The organism is Streptomyces caatingaensis (genome assembly GCF_001187435.1).
Classification (GTDB): Bacteria; Actinomycetota; Actinomycetes; order Streptomycetales; family Streptomycetaceae; genus Streptomyces; species Streptomyces caatingaensis.
Genome location: NZ_LFXA01000004.1, coordinates 444131 through 457322, shown reverse-complemented (window position 1 = coordinate 457322; position 13192 = coordinate 444131). Strand labels below are relative to the sequence as shown.

Genomic DNA, 13192 nt, shown 5'->3' with positions numbered 1-13192 from the left:
CCATGGCCGTATCCCACAGGTCGCTCGCGCTCGCGGCGGCGATAGCCACGGTGGCCGCGACGGGCGCCGCCGTGCCGGCCTACGCGGCCGGCGACGAACCCCCGACGGCGGCGAAGCCGTCGGCGTCCGCGAAGCCGCCGGCCACCTTCGAGCTCAAGGACGGCACCCTGACCTGGGGCGTGAAGGAGTCCTTCCGGGCCTATGTCACGGGCCCGGTCAGTGACGGCAAGGTCCAGGTGGCCGACGGCGCCCAGCAGGCGAAGGGGAACGGTGCGTTCACCTTCTCCGCCGGCAAGGGCACCTACGACCTGTCGCAGCACGCCGTCTCCACGACCTTCAAGGGCAGCGTGCGCTTCCTCGGCCACAAGGACGCGAAGGGCCGCTGGGAGCTGGACCTCAAGTTCACCGACCTGAAGGTTGTGACGAAGGGCTCGACCGGCCGCATCACCGCCGACGTCACGGCCGACGGCAAGACCCGCAACGACGTCGCGGTCGCGTCGCTCGACCTGTCCAAGGTCGAGCCGGGCCGGGGCGCGGGCGGGGCCATGACCTTCCCCCGGATCCCCGCCAAGCTGACGGCCGACGGCGCCAAGGCGTTCTCGTACCACGGCAGGTCGTTCTACAGGGCGGGCGAGAGACTGGACGCGGCGACGCTGTCGGTGAAGCAGGGCAAGGCGATACCGGCGCCCAAGCCGCCGTCCCGGTCCGAGCCGGCCGCGCAGACGCCGCCCGCGCCGGCCCCCGCACCGGCGCGGCCGACGTCCGCCACGGACGAGAGCCTGCTGCCGCAGGGTCACCACCACCCCAAGCCGCCCCGTCCGGACCACTCGTCCGAGCCGTCCGGGCAGCCCGGGAACAAGCGGTCGGCCGCGTCCGGCCCGGTGTACGACGGGAATCTCTACTGGGGCGTCAAGCAGAAGTTCCGCGAATACGTCAACGGCCCGATCGCCGGCGGGAAGACCGAGGCCGCCGACGGGGCGCAGACCGTCAACAGCGGCTTCCGCTTCGGCAAGGGGAGCGGCACCTACGACGCGGCGGCCTCCTCGCTGAACGCCAAGTTCAACGGTTCCGTGCACTTCGTCGGGCACAAGGACGCGAAGGGCAAGTGGGAACTGGACATCACATTCAGCGACTTCAAGGTCAAGGCGGACGGCGTCAAGGGCACGCTGAACGCGACCGTCAACCGGAACGGCAAGGTCACGAACGACGTGCCGCTGGTGAACCTGAAGCTCAACGACGACTCCCTCAAGGCCAAGGACGGCCTCGTCAGCCTCAACGCCGTCCTGACGACGCTGACGGACGAGGGCGCGACGGTGTTCAGCTACCAGGGCCGGTCGTTCTACAAGCCGTCCGAGGCCATGGATCCGCTGACCGCCCACATCGCCGTCGACAAGAACGCCAAGCTGCCCGCCGACGACGAGGGTTCCTCGGCGCCCACCACCCCCGACAACACCGGCTCCTCCGCCGCCCCTCCCTCCACCTCGCCGTCCTCCTCCAGCGGGGGAGCCGGCACCGACGACACCCTCGCCCACACCGGCTCCGACACCCCCACCGGCGCCCTCGCCGGCAGTGCCGCCGCGCTCGTCCTCGCGGGCGGCGCCGCGGTCTGGGGCGCGCGCCGCAAGTCCGCCTCCGCGGGCCGCTGAACAGCCGTCACGATCCCTGGAAGACCGTCACGCAGAGCAGCGTCGCGTCGTCGTCCACCCGCCATGTCCAGTACGTCCGCCGGTCGCTGGAGCTCTGGCGGCAGTTGACGGGAGTGCCGGGCGGCGGGGCCCGGTAGACGCCGCTGAGGTGCATGACCTGGTTGTACGGGACGGGGACGCGCTGGGCGCGGCAGTCGACGGCCGTCATCGCGCCGATCGCGACGCTGTCGCCGGACCGCTCGCCGAGGAGGCAGTAGTCCTTGAGGTAGACGCGGGTGAGGCAGAGCCTCGTGGTCCGTCCCGTGACGGAGGACGCGTACGTCCACGAGGCCTGCCCCATCGCGGTCGGGCAGGAGTCGCCGCCGGCGCCGGTGCTGGTGACACGGACGAGGCCCGCCCACTGGCCGCCGCAGGACACCTTCCGGGGGACGCGGGTGCTCCACCGGTAGGCGCTGCGGCCGCCGGCGCCGGTGTCGTACACGGCCAGGCAGTCGCCGGCCGAGACGGCCCGGAAGGCGTCCTCCGTGGGGTCGGAGGCGGGGGACTGCGAGCGGCGCGGCGTCAGGACGGAGTCCGAGCCGCCGGTGCCCGCGCTCGTGCCCGTGCCCCTGTCTCCGCCCTTGTCCCCGCCCGTGTCCACGTCCGTGCGGGCCGTCGGCACGAGCGGTGTCCGCGACGGGCTCGGCGAACTCGGCGCGGTGACCGTCGGATACACCGCCGGCCCCGCCTCCTCCTCGTCCTTCTTCCTCCACGGCTGCCAGTTGACGAGCGCGATCACGAGCACCGCGACGAGCAGGGCCGCGGCCCAGCCCCCGTAGGCCTGTTGCCGCTTCCTCCCGGTCTCCTCCCGGCGCTTCTCGTCCTCCTCCCTCCGCCGCCTCTCCTCCTCCCGCGCCCGGGCGCGCACCGCGGCCGCCATCAGCTCGCGCAGCTCCTGTTCCCGGCGCTCGCGGGCCTCGCGGGCCTGCCGTTCCCGCTCCCGGCGGGCGTCCCGCTCATGGGTGTCGAGGGCGGTGGGCGGCGGCGGGGGCACCGGGCGGGTGGTGGCGTCGGTCATCGCCGCCGCCGCGTCCGGGTCCGCGTCCAGCGCCCGGCCGTGCGCCTCGTACGCGGAGATCAGCGTCGTCCAGCCGCTCGGCAGCCACCGCTCCGCGCTCCACGAGGCCGTCCGGTCCGCCTTCTCCAGGAAGCCGACCAGCAGGTCCGCCAACTCCGGCCGCCGCCCCGGCTCCCGCGCCAGGCACGGACGGATCAGCGGAGCCAGCTCGTCCGGCAGCCCCGCCAGGTCCAGCCGTCCCGCCTGCACCCGGGCCAGCCGCTGGAGCTGGCCCTCCGCGCCCTCGGCGTACGGCGGACGGCCCACCGCCAGGTGGAACAGCGTCGCCCCCAGCGAGAACACGTCGGACGCCCGCGTGGAGCTCCTGCCGTGCGCCTGCTCCGGCGACATGTAGTCGATCGTCCCGAGCGTCACCGACGTCGTCGTCCGGTCGGCGGCATGCGAGATCCCGAAGTCGATGACCAGCGGGCCGCTCAGTGGCAGCAGGATGTTCTGCGGCTTGATGTCCCGGTGCACGACGTCCTTCTCGTGCAGGGCCATCAACGCCTGCACCGTCCCCGCCGCCACCCACGACAGCGCCGCCGGCGGCAACGGCCCGGCGCCCTGCACGAGGTCGCCCAGGGACGGCGCCGGGACGTACTCGATCGCCATCCACGGCCGTTCGGCCCGCGGGTCGGCGTCGAGCACGCGGGCCGTGTACGCACTGTCGACCCGCCGGGCCAGATCGACCTCGCGGGCGAACCGCTTGCGGTCCACCGCGCTCACGACGCCCTCCGTGAGCAGTGTCTTCACCGCGACGAGCGGTTCCCCCACGGCGGCCCGCGCGAGATGGATCCGCCCCATGCCACCGGTGGCGAGCCGCCACAGGAGCCGATAGCCTCCCAGCCGCTTGGGGTCGTCGTCCCCGAGCGGCATGACACGTATGCCGGACATCCCCCGTTGATCCTTTCCGGGACCAAGCACCCTTGAACGGACGGGTGTTGAGTGTCGCCGCTTCTGATGGTGGCACGACAGCGGTGATTCGGCAGGGGTGTCGCCCTCGACGTGTTCACGACGATCCGGCCGGGTGCCGAGGTGGTTGCGCCCCTTCCCGGGGCGTGCTGACCCGGCCTCCGCGCGCCCGGTCGCCCGCAGCCCCGTGCCGTGGCGGCTCGGGTGGACGGGACGTCCCGGGGAGCCGGGTTATGCCTGTCCCGTCAGATGAGGCGCAGTGCGCCGTTGTCCGTGAGGGCGGTGACGAAGGATGCCCACGGGGTGGCCTGGAAGGTGATGGACGGGCCGTGCGGGGCGGTTTTGCTGTCGCGTATGGGGATTCTGCCGGGGAGGTGGTCGGCCACTTCGACGCAACCGGAGGTGCCGCTACTGGAGTAGCTGCTCTTGCGCCAGACTTTGGTGGTGGGCACTGTACTTCTCCTCAAGTACGTTGCGGATCAGATCGATTGTTGCCTTCTCGGACAGCGCCTCGCTCTCCAGGTGTTCGTACAGCGAGGTGTACGCGGTGACGATGTCCGGACTCGTCACGCAGGAATCCTGGACGGGGTCCGGACGGTGCACGACGGTCCGGCCGCCGGGAAGCGTCATGAGGGTGATGGACGGTGAGTCGAGCAGGCCGTGTCCGTTGAACGGGGTGACCCTGATCCGAATGTTGTCCTTGGCGCTCATGGCGATGAGCCTGGACAGTTGACCGGCCATGACACGGGGGCCGCCGACGCACACGTGCAGGGCTCTTTCGTCGATGACCGCCGAGAATCGCGGTGCGCCGGGAGCGTCCAGGATCGCGGCCCTGGCAAGCCGGAACCGCACCTTTTCCTCGAGGTCACCACCGAAGAACGTCATTCCGCGACTCAGGGCGGCCCTGATGTACCCCTCGGTTTGCAGGAGAGCCGGCACCAGATCCACGAGCTGCCGGAAGGCCGTCGCCCTGGTTTCGAGGTCGAAGAACTTCTGGAGCCATCTCGAACCGGGGTCGTCGTTGATTCGGTCCAGGGCTTCGAGCAGCCGTCCGCCGGCGCCGAGTGCGCCGTCCAACAGCCGCGCGATGTCCGGCGGCGGGACTTTCTCACCGGTCTCGTACTTGGAAACGGCGCTGTTGGAAATTCCCACCACGTGGCCGAGCCGGGCCTGTGACCAGCCCCGCTGCCCGCGCAACTCGCGGAGCAGCGCCCCGAACCGGGCCACCATGCCCTGGGAGGGATCGAGCGGCTTCGGAGCGGGCATGGCTGTATCCCCCAATGGACGATCGGAAACGTCGAACCGAGATGGGGCCGAGCATAGGGGCCGGGGCCGATACTGGTACGGGGAACCGGAACGCCAACTCCTCTCTCATGACGGCGTGTTCGAATGCCCCTTCCCCTGATGCCCGCCCCGCAAGGAGATCACGCCGCCATGCCCGTCCGGCCCGGAACCGCAATGACCAACGGGGGTCGAGCCACCCCGCCGCGTCCCCGGTGCGAAGCCGGGCCGGACGCCGACATCCTGGCCCTCGCCGACGCGATCCTCGCCGCGCCCGCGCACATCCTGCCGCCCGTGGGCAAGGTGACGTCCGCGACGGTGCTGCTGCGCCGGTTCATCAAGACGAGGGCCGCCGACGTGGCCGAGGCCGCCGCGGGGCTGCTGCCGCGCGACGACCCCCGCCGCGTCGCGGCCGAGAAGGCCGTGGACGAGGCGCTGCACCGCGCGGACCGGGTCGGGCCCGGCGACGGGCTGCGCTCCGCGTACGGATACGCCCGCGGCCTCGCGCAGTCCGCGCGCGAACTCCGCGGCCACGCCGAGAAGCTGGCGATCGTGGCGGAGAGGGAGCGCTGATGGCGTGCGGCCACGCCTCCGGCTGGCGGGCGGCCCCCGGTGGGCAGCGCTGCGGTGACTGCGGGGCCCGTCGCTTCACCGACTACGCGGCCCTGTTGTTGAATGGGGCAATGATCAACACGGATGGGGTGACCGTCCTCCACGTCTTCCGCGGGGCGGACGGCCGGGGCGGCAACGCCCTCGGGGTCGTGCGCGACGGCGCGTCCGTCCCGACCCCGGAGGAGCGCCGGGCGCTCGCCCGCGAGCTGGGCTTCGGCGAGACGGTGTTCGTGGACGACGAGCGCACCGGCGCGGTGGACATCTGGACGCCGAGCGTCCGGCTCCCGTTCGCGGGCCACCCGCTGATCGGCGTGGCGTGGCTGCTGAAGGCGGACGTGCTGCGCCCGCCCGCCGGCGAGGTCCCGGCGCGCCGGGACGCCGACGGCACGGTGTGGATCGCGGCCCGCCCGGAGTGGGCGACGGGCCGCAGGACGCGGCGGTACGCGACGCCGGGAGAGGTGGACGCGCTGCCCGCGCCGCCGCCGGGCGAGGGCTGGCTGTACGCGTGGGCGTGGGAGGACGAGGCGGCGGGCCGGGTCCGCGCCCGGGGGTTCCCGCGGCGCGGGGACGGGATCGAGGAGGACGAGGCCACGGGCGCGGCGGCCCTGGTCCTCACGGCGGAACTGGGCCGGGCCCTGGAGATCCGCCAGGGCGCGGCGTCCCTGATCCGTACCCGCCCCCTCCCGGAGGGGACGGTCGAGGTCGGCGGCCTGGTGGGCGCGGGGAGGCGCTGAGCGGCTCAGGGCAGGTAGCGCAGTTCCCAGTAGTACGGCGCGTTCGGGTCGACCGGGCCGAGGCCGCCGAGGACTTCCCCGCCGCGGCCGTCGCCGCGCCGGGCCAGCTCGACGGCGGCGGTGACGCGGACGGTCTCGTCCTCGTCGCGCAGGCGTGCCGCGAGCGCGTCCGTCGCGACGGGGGAGCCCTTGGGCGACCGGGCCAGCACCTTGCAGGCGTAGGCGCGGACGCCGGCGTCCGCGTCCCGGGTGCGTTCCAGAACGGCGGCCACGGCCTCGGAGGTCCCCCGCCCCACGGCCGCGCCGAGACCGCTGAGGGCCCACCTGCGGACCTCGGCGTCGGCGTGCCGGGTGAGCGCGGGCAGCGGCCGTTCGCCCCGGGGGTCCAGGGCACCGGCGAGGCCGGCGGTGACGCCGCGCAGGACCAGCGGGTCCTCCTCCTGCTCCGCTCAGGCGAGGAAGAGGTCGACGAGCGGGCCGTCGAAGGGTGATTCCTCGCTCTCGTCGAAGAGGCTGATCGTCCGCATCAACTCCGCGCCGAAGTACCGTTCCAGCGGGTCCGTACGGTCGCGGAGGGCGGCCGCCTCGTCCCAGACGGCGGGGTCGTGGCGGTCGTGGAGCACGCCCAGGGACGCCTGCCAGGCGGGGTGTTGGACGCCGGGCCCGGTCACGGCGCGGCCCAGCAGCTCGGCGAACGGCTGCGTGATCCCGTACGCGGGCTCCAGCTCGGTGAGGATCGCGGTGTGGGTGTCGCGGACGGCCAGACCGCCGAGGGACAGCTCGGTGCAGACGTTCTCGTACGCGTCCTGGACGCTGGTGCGGCGGACGGTCTCCGAGGACCCGGTCCTGCGCCGCAGTTCGTCCTCGGCTCCGGCCGTCCGCCAGTACCGGGCCAGGGCCAGGGCGTCACGCCCCGCCGCGTCCGAGAGCCGCGGGTCCGCCCCTTGGCGCAGGAGCGTGCCCACGATGTCGTTGGCCCCCCGGTCGACCGCCCGCAGCAGCGGCGTACGCCCGTCCTCGGCGCGGCGGTTCACCTCGTCCGGCCGCACCGTCTCCTCGGCGGCCGCCCGGTGGTCGCAGGCGTCGATCGCCGTCAGCAGTCTGTCCACCGGGACTGACTATCAGGGCGCAGCGGAACAAGCCACTCGTTTCAGGGGTGGGGCGGCCGGGGCCGCCCCACCCCGGCCGGGTGCTACTCGGTGCCCTCGACGGGACGGATGAACTCCAGCGTCCAGGTCTCCTGGAACTCCGGCTTCGGCGGGACGAGTTCGGTCTGTGCGCCGCGGTGCGGCGCGCGCCAGGCGAGGCCCTTGTCCGACAGGATCTTGACGCCGCCTATGACCTTCTCGAAGGTGAACTTCGCCCACTCCTCGCGGGGGACGTTGTTGACCCAGATCTTGTCCTCGGCGATGACGATGCCCGCCCGGTCCTCGTAGGCGAGGTGGAACACGTACGGCGAGCCGGGTACGGGCTCGGCCGGGACGACGGCCCACTCCTGCTCGAACGGGACGGGGTACGGGCGGTCGACGATGAGGGGCGCGCCGTGTTTGACGGCGTGTTCCGTGGCCGTCACCAGCATGCCCGGGCCGATGAGGTGGGTGTGGACCTTGTAGATGCCGGGCTTCACCGGGATCGGAGGCATGTGCGGGACTTCCTCTCTCTCGGTCCGCCGGCGGCGGGTCCGCCGCCGGTTCCACATGCCCACCATCACGGGCCGGAGGGTCGGGGAGAAGGGGCGGATACCGCCAAGCCGAAGACGGCGCGGACTGCTCGATCACGGTTGCGAACGGGCGCGCTGGGAGTGCGGTATCGCCGCTTCCGGTGTACGGGCGCCCCGGCGCGAGCCGGCGCCGCGCCCGGCGGACCGGCTGGCGCGCCCCGTAGGAGAGGGTGACCGGAACCAGGGCCGTGTCCTTCTTGAACCGGGCCGGGGCCGTCGCCTCACGCGCTGAGCGGGAACTCCTCCGAAAGCTCTCGGAACACCGCCGTGTTGAGCGCGAAGGCGCGCTTGCACTCGGTGACGACCTGCTGCTTCTCCAGGTCGTCCAGGGGGAGCCGGTCGAGGAGGGCGCGGTATTCGCGCTTGAAGGCCGCGGGGTTGGGGATCTCCTCGAAGACGTAGAAGCGGACGCCGTCGCCCTTGCGGGCGAAGCCCCAGGTCTTCTCGGCGGTGCCGCGGATGATCTGGCCGCCGGAGAGGTCGCCGAGGTAGCGGGTGTAGTGGTGGGCGACGTAGCCGGCGGGCCAGGTGCGGGCGCACTCCTCGATGCGGGCCGCGTAGGCGGCGGTGGCGGGGAGCGGGGCGAGGGCGTCGCGCCAGGAGGCGCCGCCGAGGTGGGCGAGGTCGCGCTCCAGCTGGGCGGTGCGGGCCAGTTCGGGCCGGATGAACGGGCCGGCGACCGGGTCGTCGCGCAGGGCGGGGGCGGCGGCCTCCAGCGCCCGGTAGACGAACCAGAGCTGCTCGGTGTACCGCCGGTAGGCGGAGACGGCGAGCCGGCCGCCGAGCATGTCGCTCATGAACGACGAGTTCTCCGCCTCGGTGTGCTGCTCGTGCGAGGCGGTGCGGATGAGCGTGGAGAACGGCGTCGTGGCGGGCGAGTCCAAGGCGGACCTCCGGTGACGAGGGGAGGGGGGTGCGCGGACGGTGGGTACACCGATGCTCGATGGGTGAGGCTCACCTAACTACTTAGGCTTACCTAAGTCAACTTGTTCCCGACGGCTTGTCGGCAAAACCCTACCGCCCGGGCCCTCCCGGCGTCCCCCCTTACGGCAGGCCCCTTACGGCAGGGTCAGGATCTCCGCCCCCGTGTCCGTCACCACCAGTGTGTGCTCGAACTGCGCCGTCCGCTTCCTGTCCTTGGTGACGACCGTCCAGCCGTCCTCCCACATGTCGTACTCGTACGTCCCCAGCGTCAGCATCGGCTCGATCGTGAAGGTCATGCCGGGCTGGATGAGGGTGTCGTGGTGGGGGCTGTCGTAGTGCGGGACGATCAGGCCCGAGTGGAAGGACGAGTTGATGCCGTGGCCGGTGAAGTCCCGGACCACGCCGTAGCCGAAGCGCTTCGCGTACGACTCGATGACGCGGCCGATGATGTTGATCCGGCGGCCCGGCTTGACCGCCTTGATCGCGCGGGCGAGGGCCTCGCGGGTGCGCTCCACGAGGAGGCGCGACTCCTCGTCCACCTCGCCGCACAGGTAGGTGGCGTTGTTGTCGCCGTGCACACCGCCGATGTAGGCGGTCACGTCGAGGTTGACGATGTCGCCGTCGCGCAGGACGGTCGAGTCGGGGATGCCGTGGCAGATGACCTCGTTGACCGAGGCGCACAGGGACTTGGGGAAGCCGCGGTAGCCGAGCGTCGAGGGGTAGGCCCCGTGGTCGCACATGTACTCGTGCGCGACCCGGTCGAGTTCGTCCGTCGTCACGCCGGGGGCGATGTGCTTGGCCGCCTCCTCCATCGCCTGCGCGGCGATGCGGCCCGCGATCCGCATGCGCTCGATCGTCTCGGCGTCCTGGACCTCGGGGCCGGTGTACGGGGTGGGGGCGTCCTTCCCCACGTACTCGGGCCGCGGGATGGAGGCGGGGACGGGGCGGGTGGGGGAGAGCTTCCCCGGGACGAGAAGTGACTGGCCAGACATGCCTGCGAGTGTAGTCACGGCCTCCCGGGGGACCATGGGGCGAGAGACGTGGACGCAGGGAGGCCGGATGGCACTGTTCAAGAGGCGTACGGCGGGCAAACCGGGCGAGTGGTACTACTGCCTGGAGCACCGCACCGTGGAGGAGGGGCCGCAGTGCCGGGCGGCCGACCGGATGGGCCCGTACGCGACGCCGGAGGAGGCGTCGCACGCGATGGACACCGCGCGGGAGCGGGACGAGGCCTGGCGCGAGGACCCGCGCTGGCGGGACGAGGACTGACCGCGCGCGGTCGTCCCCCGTCCCGCCGGAGGAGCGGGGCCGCCTCCTACGCGGCCTCCGCCACGCCCGTGCGCTGCCTGCGCATGCGCACGGCGTGCTCGTCCGTCCGCTGGTCGTAGGACAGGAGCCTGGGCAGGGCCAGGGCGAGGAGGCCGACCGAGGCCACGCAGGCCAGGCCGCCCGCCCAGACGGAGGCGCGGGCGCCCGTCAGCGAGGCCATGCCGCCCGAGCGGACCTGGCCGAGCTGGGGGCCGACCGAGTACGACAGCACCTCGATGCCGGCGAGGCGGCCGCGCAGGCCGTCGGGGATCGTCTGGTCCCACATCGCGGAGCGGAAGAGACCGCTCACGGTGTCGCACGCGCCCGCCACCGCCAGCATCAGCAGCACCAGCCACACGTTGCCCATCCAGCCCGCCAGCGCCATCGCCGCACCCCAGCCGAGCGCCGCGCCGACGACCATCCGGCCGTGCCGGTGGACGCGGGAGACCCAGCCGCTGGTCAGGCTCACCAGGAGCGAACCGACCGCGGCGGCCGAGTACATGAGCCCCAGCGCCCAGGGCGCGCCGAGGTCGTCGGCGAGGAACGGGAAGATCGCGTTGGGGAAGGCGAAGAACATCGCCGCGAGGTCCACCGCGTACGTGCCGAGCAGTTCCTTGCGGCCCCAGGCGTAGCGGGCGCCCTCCAGGATGCCGCGCAGCGACGGCTTCTCGGCGTCGTGCGAGGGCGGGGAGGCGGCGAGGCCCAGGGTGAGCAGCACGGAGATCGCGTACGAGCCGACGTCCAGGGCGTAGGCCCAGGTCAGGCCGCCGAAAGCGATGACCATGCCGGCCACGGACGGGCCCGCGATGGCGCCGACCTGCCAGCGCATGCTGTTGAGCGCCGTGGCGGCGGGCAGCTGGTCGTGGGCCACGACGCGCGGCAGGATCGCCTGGAGCGCCGGGCGCTGGAGGCCGGTGAGCGCGCTGACGAGGGCGGCGACGACGTACAGCGGCCAGACCATCGGGTGCGGCAGCACCGTGTTGAGCAGCAGCAGACAGCTGAGGACGCCGAGGCCGGCCTCCGTCCACAGGATCAGCTTGCGGCGGTCGAGCGCGTCGGCGAGGGCGCCGCCGTACAGACCGAAGACGATCAGCGGGACGAGTTCGACCGCGCCGATCGCGCCCACGGCCAGGGCCGAGCCGGTCAGCTCCTTGAGCTGGACGGGCAGGGCGACGAGGGTCAGGAAGCTGCCGAAGACCGTGACGAGGCCCGCCAGCCACATGCGGCGGAAGTCGGCGGAGGAGCGCCAGGGTGTCAGGTCGGGGAGGAGGGCGCGCAGGCGCGAGGAGGGGGCGGAAGGGGAGGAAGAGGGCGAAGGGGGATGGTCGTGCTCGGTCACGGGGGACCATGGTCCGTATCGATGTGATCGAGAGCAAACCGATTTCCGTGCGGAGGCGTCACCAGCGGTGCGGAGGAGGCGCCGCGAGCTGGTCCGCGAGGCGCGAGAGCCGGTCGAGGAAGCGGCGCCCGCGCGGGGTCTCCTCCCCGGCGGCGGCGCTGACCAGGTGCTGGACGGCGTCCAGGTCCGGTGCCACGCCGTCCCCCGCCCCGTCCGGCACGCGGAGCACCTCGTGTGCGAGCGAGCCCAGCCGGGGGTCGCCCGCCCCGCCCTCCAGCGCCAGCACCGTCGCCCCGCCGCGGCGGACGTCGTCCACCCGCTCCAGCAGGCCGTCCCCGGGCGCTTCCGTCCCCGGCGTCACCACCAGCAGCGTCCCGGCCGCCGGCCGCCGGTCCAGACCGGCGGACAGGTGGGCCGGGGCGCCGGGCGGCACGGCGTGCCGGACGAGGGTCGGGCGCAGCTCCGGCAGTCCGTGGCGGGCGGCCTCCTCGTCCAGGTGCGCGGCCAGGTGCCACGGCTCGTACCCGGGCGTCCCCACGAGCAGCAGGCCGCCGCCGCGCGCGACGGCCGAGCCGCGCAGCGCCCCGGCGAAGCGGCGCGCCTCCCTCAACCACCCGGTCCCGGCGAGGACTTCGCGCAGCAGCGCGACACCCACAGCGTCCATGGCCGGATCCTGCCGCGCCGGGCGGGGCTCCCTCGACCGTCCGGGCGCGGTCTCACCCGTTCGTGACGGGGGTTGCGGAAGCGCGACCGGCGTGCGGGGTGTGGCGGGTGTCGCGCGGGGTGTGACAGGTGTCGCGCGGGGGCGTGGCCGGTGCCGCGGGGGCGCGTGACAGTATCGCTGTCATGACAGCTCCCACGGATTCCCCCGGTACGACGCAGCCCCCAACCAAGGCCCCCGCGAAGGACCCTTGGGACCTTCCCGACGTTTCCGGCCTCGTGGTCGGGGTGCTCGGCGGCACCGGCGACCAGGGCCGCGGCCTCGCCTACCGGCTGGCCAGGGCCGGCCAGAAGGTGATCATCGGCTCGCGGGCGGCCGAGCGCGCCCGGACCGCCGCCGCCGAACTCGGCCTCGGCGTCGAGGGCGCCGACAACGCCGAGTGCGCGCGGCGCAGCGACGTCGTCATCGTCGCCGTGCCGTGGGAGGGGCACGCCGCGACGCTGGAGGCGCTGCGCGCGGAGCTCGCCGGGAAGATCGTCGTCGACTGCGTCAACCCGCTCGGCTTCGACAAGCAGGGCGCCTACGCGCTCAAGCCGGAGGAGGGGAGCGCCGCCCAGCAGGCCGCCGCGCTGCTGCCGGAGTCCCGGGTGACGGCCGCCTTCCACCACCTGTCCGCCGTGCTGCTCTCCGACCCCGCGATCGAGGAGATCGACACCGACGTGATGGTGCTCGGCGAGAAGCGGGCCGACACCGACGTCGTCCAGGCGCTGGCCGCCCGCATCCCCGGGATGCGCGGCGTCTTCGCGGGCCGGCTGCGCAACGCGCACCAGGTCGAGTCGCTGGTCGCCAACCTGATCTCCACCAACCGGCGTTACAAGGCGCACGCCGGGCTGCGCGTCACCGACGTCTGAGCGCCGGAGGCCATGGGGGACAATGGCGGGGACCGTGCGTACGCGTCC

Annotated in this window: 15 protein-coding genes and 1 pseudogene; 6 read left to right on the top strand and 10 right to left on the bottom strand. The window is 73.2% G+C overall.

The features are described 5' to 3' along the window. Positions 1-2: 2 nt before the first annotated feature. On the top strand, positions 3-1646 hold the full coding sequence (locus AC230_RS09440; RefSeq protein ID WP_049715621.1) for an HtaA domain-containing protein: 1644 nt from the start codon (positions 3-5) through the stop codon (positions 1644-1646). 7 nt (positions 1647-1653) lie between these two features. Here the strand turns inward: AC230_RS09440 and AC230_RS30285 are convergent, their stop codons facing one another. The 3 genes from AC230_RS30285 to AC230_RS09425 all read right to left on the bottom strand — a co-directional run bounded on the left by AC230_RS30285 (position 1654) and on the right by AC230_RS09425 (position 4920). Further along, the gene (locus tag AC230_RS30285; protein WP_053161096.1) at positions 1654-3636 is read right to left on the bottom strand and encodes a serine/threonine-protein kinase; all 1983 of its coding nucleotides are present in this window, start codon (positions 3634-3636) and stop codon (positions 1654-1656) included. Positions 3637-3899: 263 nt separating this feature from the next. After that, the gene (locus AC230_RS09430) at positions 3900-4106 is read right to left on the bottom strand and encodes a DUF397 domain-containing protein (RefSeq protein ID WP_241833149.1); all 207 of its coding nucleotides are present in this window, start codon (positions 4104-4106) and stop codon (positions 3900-3902) included. Next, the gene (locus AC230_RS09425) at positions 4063-4920 is read right to left on the bottom strand and encodes a helix-turn-helix domain-containing protein (protein WP_049715619.1); all 858 of its coding nucleotides are present in this window, start codon (positions 4918-4920) and stop codon (positions 4063-4065) included. The genes AC230_RS09430 and AC230_RS09425 overlap by 44 nt, the downstream gene beginning before the upstream one ends. Positions 4921-5112: 192 nt before the next feature. Between AC230_RS09425 and AC230_RS09420 the strand changes: the two genes are divergently transcribed. The 3 genes and pseudogenes from AC230_RS09420 to AC230_RS09415 all read left to right on the top strand — a co-directional run bounded on the left by AC230_RS09420 (position 5113) and on the right by AC230_RS09415 (position 6281). Beyond that, a complete protein-coding gene (locus tag AC230_RS09420) occupies positions 5113-5508 on the top strand; it encodes a DUF6415 family natural product biosynthesis protein (protein WP_049715618.1) in 396 nt (131 codons plus the stop codon). Continuing rightward, positions 5508-5564: pseudogene (locus tag AC230_RS34645) on the top strand (hypothetical protein); the annotation flags it as partial. The gene AC230_RS09420 and the pseudogene AC230_RS34645, both read left to right, overlap by 1 nt. Before the next feature lie 54 nt (positions 5565-5618). Then, positions 5619-6281 (top strand): PhzF family phenazine biosynthesis protein, encoded by a 663-nt coding sequence (locus AC230_RS09415; protein WP_049715617.1) that lies wholly within the window; start codon positions 5619-5621, stop codon positions 6279-6281. Positions 6282-6286: 5 nt separating this feature from the next. Here AC230_RS09415 and AC230_RS09410 read toward each other — a convergent pair whose 3' ends face one another. The 5 genes from AC230_RS09410 to map form a co-directional block, all read right to left on the bottom strand. Further along, on the bottom strand, positions 6287-6646 hold the full coding sequence (locus tag AC230_RS09410; RefSeq protein ID WP_241833169.1) for a HEAT repeat domain-containing protein: 360 nt from the start codon (positions 6644-6646) through the stop codon (positions 6287-6289). 84 nt (positions 6647-6730) lie between these two features. Continuing rightward, on the bottom strand, positions 6731-7390 hold the full coding sequence (locus tag AC230_RS09405) for an ankyrin repeat domain-containing protein (protein ID WP_049715615.1): 660 nt from the start codon (positions 7388-7390) through the stop codon (positions 6731-6733). Positions 7391-7473: 83 nt separating this feature from the next. Continuing rightward, a complete protein-coding gene (locus AC230_RS09400) occupies positions 7474-7923 on the bottom strand; it encodes a hypothetical protein (protein ID WP_049715614.1) in 450 nt (149 codons plus the stop codon). 299 nt (positions 7924-8222) lie between these two features. Continuing rightward, positions 8223-8885 (bottom strand): biliverdin-producing heme oxygenase, encoded by a 663-nt coding sequence (locus tag AC230_RS09395; protein ID WP_049715613.1) that lies wholly within the window; start codon positions 8883-8885, stop codon positions 8223-8225. 174 nt (positions 8886-9059) lie between these two features. Further along, positions 9060-9917 (bottom strand): type I methionyl aminopeptidase, encoded by an 858-nt coding sequence (map, locus tag AC230_RS09390; protein WP_049715612.1) that lies wholly within the window; start codon positions 9915-9917, stop codon positions 9060-9062. A gap of 67 nt (positions 9918-9984) precedes the next feature. Between map and AC230_RS09385 the strand changes: the two genes are divergently transcribed. Further along, positions 9985-10194 (top strand): hypothetical protein, encoded by a 210-nt coding sequence (locus tag AC230_RS09385; RefSeq protein ID WP_049715611.1) that lies wholly within the window; start codon positions 9985-9987, stop codon positions 10192-10194. A 46-nt stretch (positions 10195-10240) separates the two neighbouring features. Here AC230_RS09385 and AC230_RS09380 read toward each other — a convergent pair whose 3' ends face one another. Both AC230_RS09380 and AC230_RS09375 read right to left on the bottom strand, forming a co-directional pair. Next, on the bottom strand, positions 10241-11572 hold the full coding sequence (locus AC230_RS09380; protein WP_078871086.1) for an MFS transporter: 1332 nt from the start codon (positions 11570-11572) through the stop codon (positions 10241-10243). A gap of 58 nt (positions 11573-11630) precedes the next feature. Continuing rightward, positions 11631-12236: a hypothetical protein gene (locus AC230_RS09375; RefSeq protein ID WP_049715610.1), complete on the bottom strand. Its 606-nt coding sequence runs from the start codon at positions 12234-12236 to the stop codon at positions 11631-11633. A gap of 182 nt (positions 12237-12418) precedes the next feature. On the opposite strand from AC230_RS09375, the gene npdG reads away from it, so the two are divergent. After that, positions 12419-13144, top strand: coding sequence for an NADPH-dependent F420 reductase (gene npdG / locus AC230_RS09370; protein ID WP_049715609.1), 726 nt, complete (start codon positions 12419-12421; stop codon positions 13142-13144). Positions 13145-13192 lie beyond the last annotated feature (48 nt).

Bases quoted from the DNA above. Each gene is read 5' to 3' on its own strand.
- AC230_RS09440 (WP_049715621.1), top strand. From the start codon at position 3: ATGGCCGTATCCCACAGGTCGCTCGCGCTCGCGGCGGCGATAGCCACG.
- npdG (WP_049715609.1), top strand. From the start codon at position 12,419: ATGACAGCTCCCACGGATTCCCCCGGTACGACGCAGCCCCCAACCAAG.
- AC230_RS30285 (WP_053161096.1), bottom strand. From the start codon at position 3,636: ATGTCCGGCATACGTGTCATGCCGCTCGGGGACGACGACCCCAAGCGG.
- AC230_RS09375 (WP_049715610.1), bottom strand. From the start codon at position 12,236: ATGGACGCTGTGGGTGTCGCGCTGCTGCGCGAAGTCCTCGCCGGGACC.
- map (WP_049715612.1), bottom strand. From the start codon at position 9,917: ATGTCTGGCCAGTCACTTCTCGTCCCGGGGAAGCTCTCCCCCACCCGC.
- AC230_RS09385 (WP_049715611.1), top strand. From the start codon at position 9,985: ATGGCACTGTTCAAGAGGCGTACGGCGGGCAAACCGGGCGAGTGGTAC.
- AC230_RS09425 (WP_049715619.1), bottom strand. From the start codon at position 4,920: ATGCCCGCTCCGAAGCCGCTCGATCCCTCCCAGGGCATGGTGGCCCGG.
- AC230_RS09415 (WP_049715617.1), top strand. From the start codon at position 5,619: ATGATCAACACGGATGGGGTGACCGTCCTCCACGTCTTCCGCGGGGCG.
- AC230_RS09400 (WP_049715614.1), bottom strand. From the start codon at position 7,923: ATGCCTCCGATCCCGGTGAAGCCCGGCATCTACAAGGTCCACACCCAC.
- AC230_RS09420 (WP_049715618.1), top strand. From the start codon at position 5,113: ATGACCAACGGGGGTCGAGCCACCCCGCCGCGTCCCCGGTGCGAAGCC.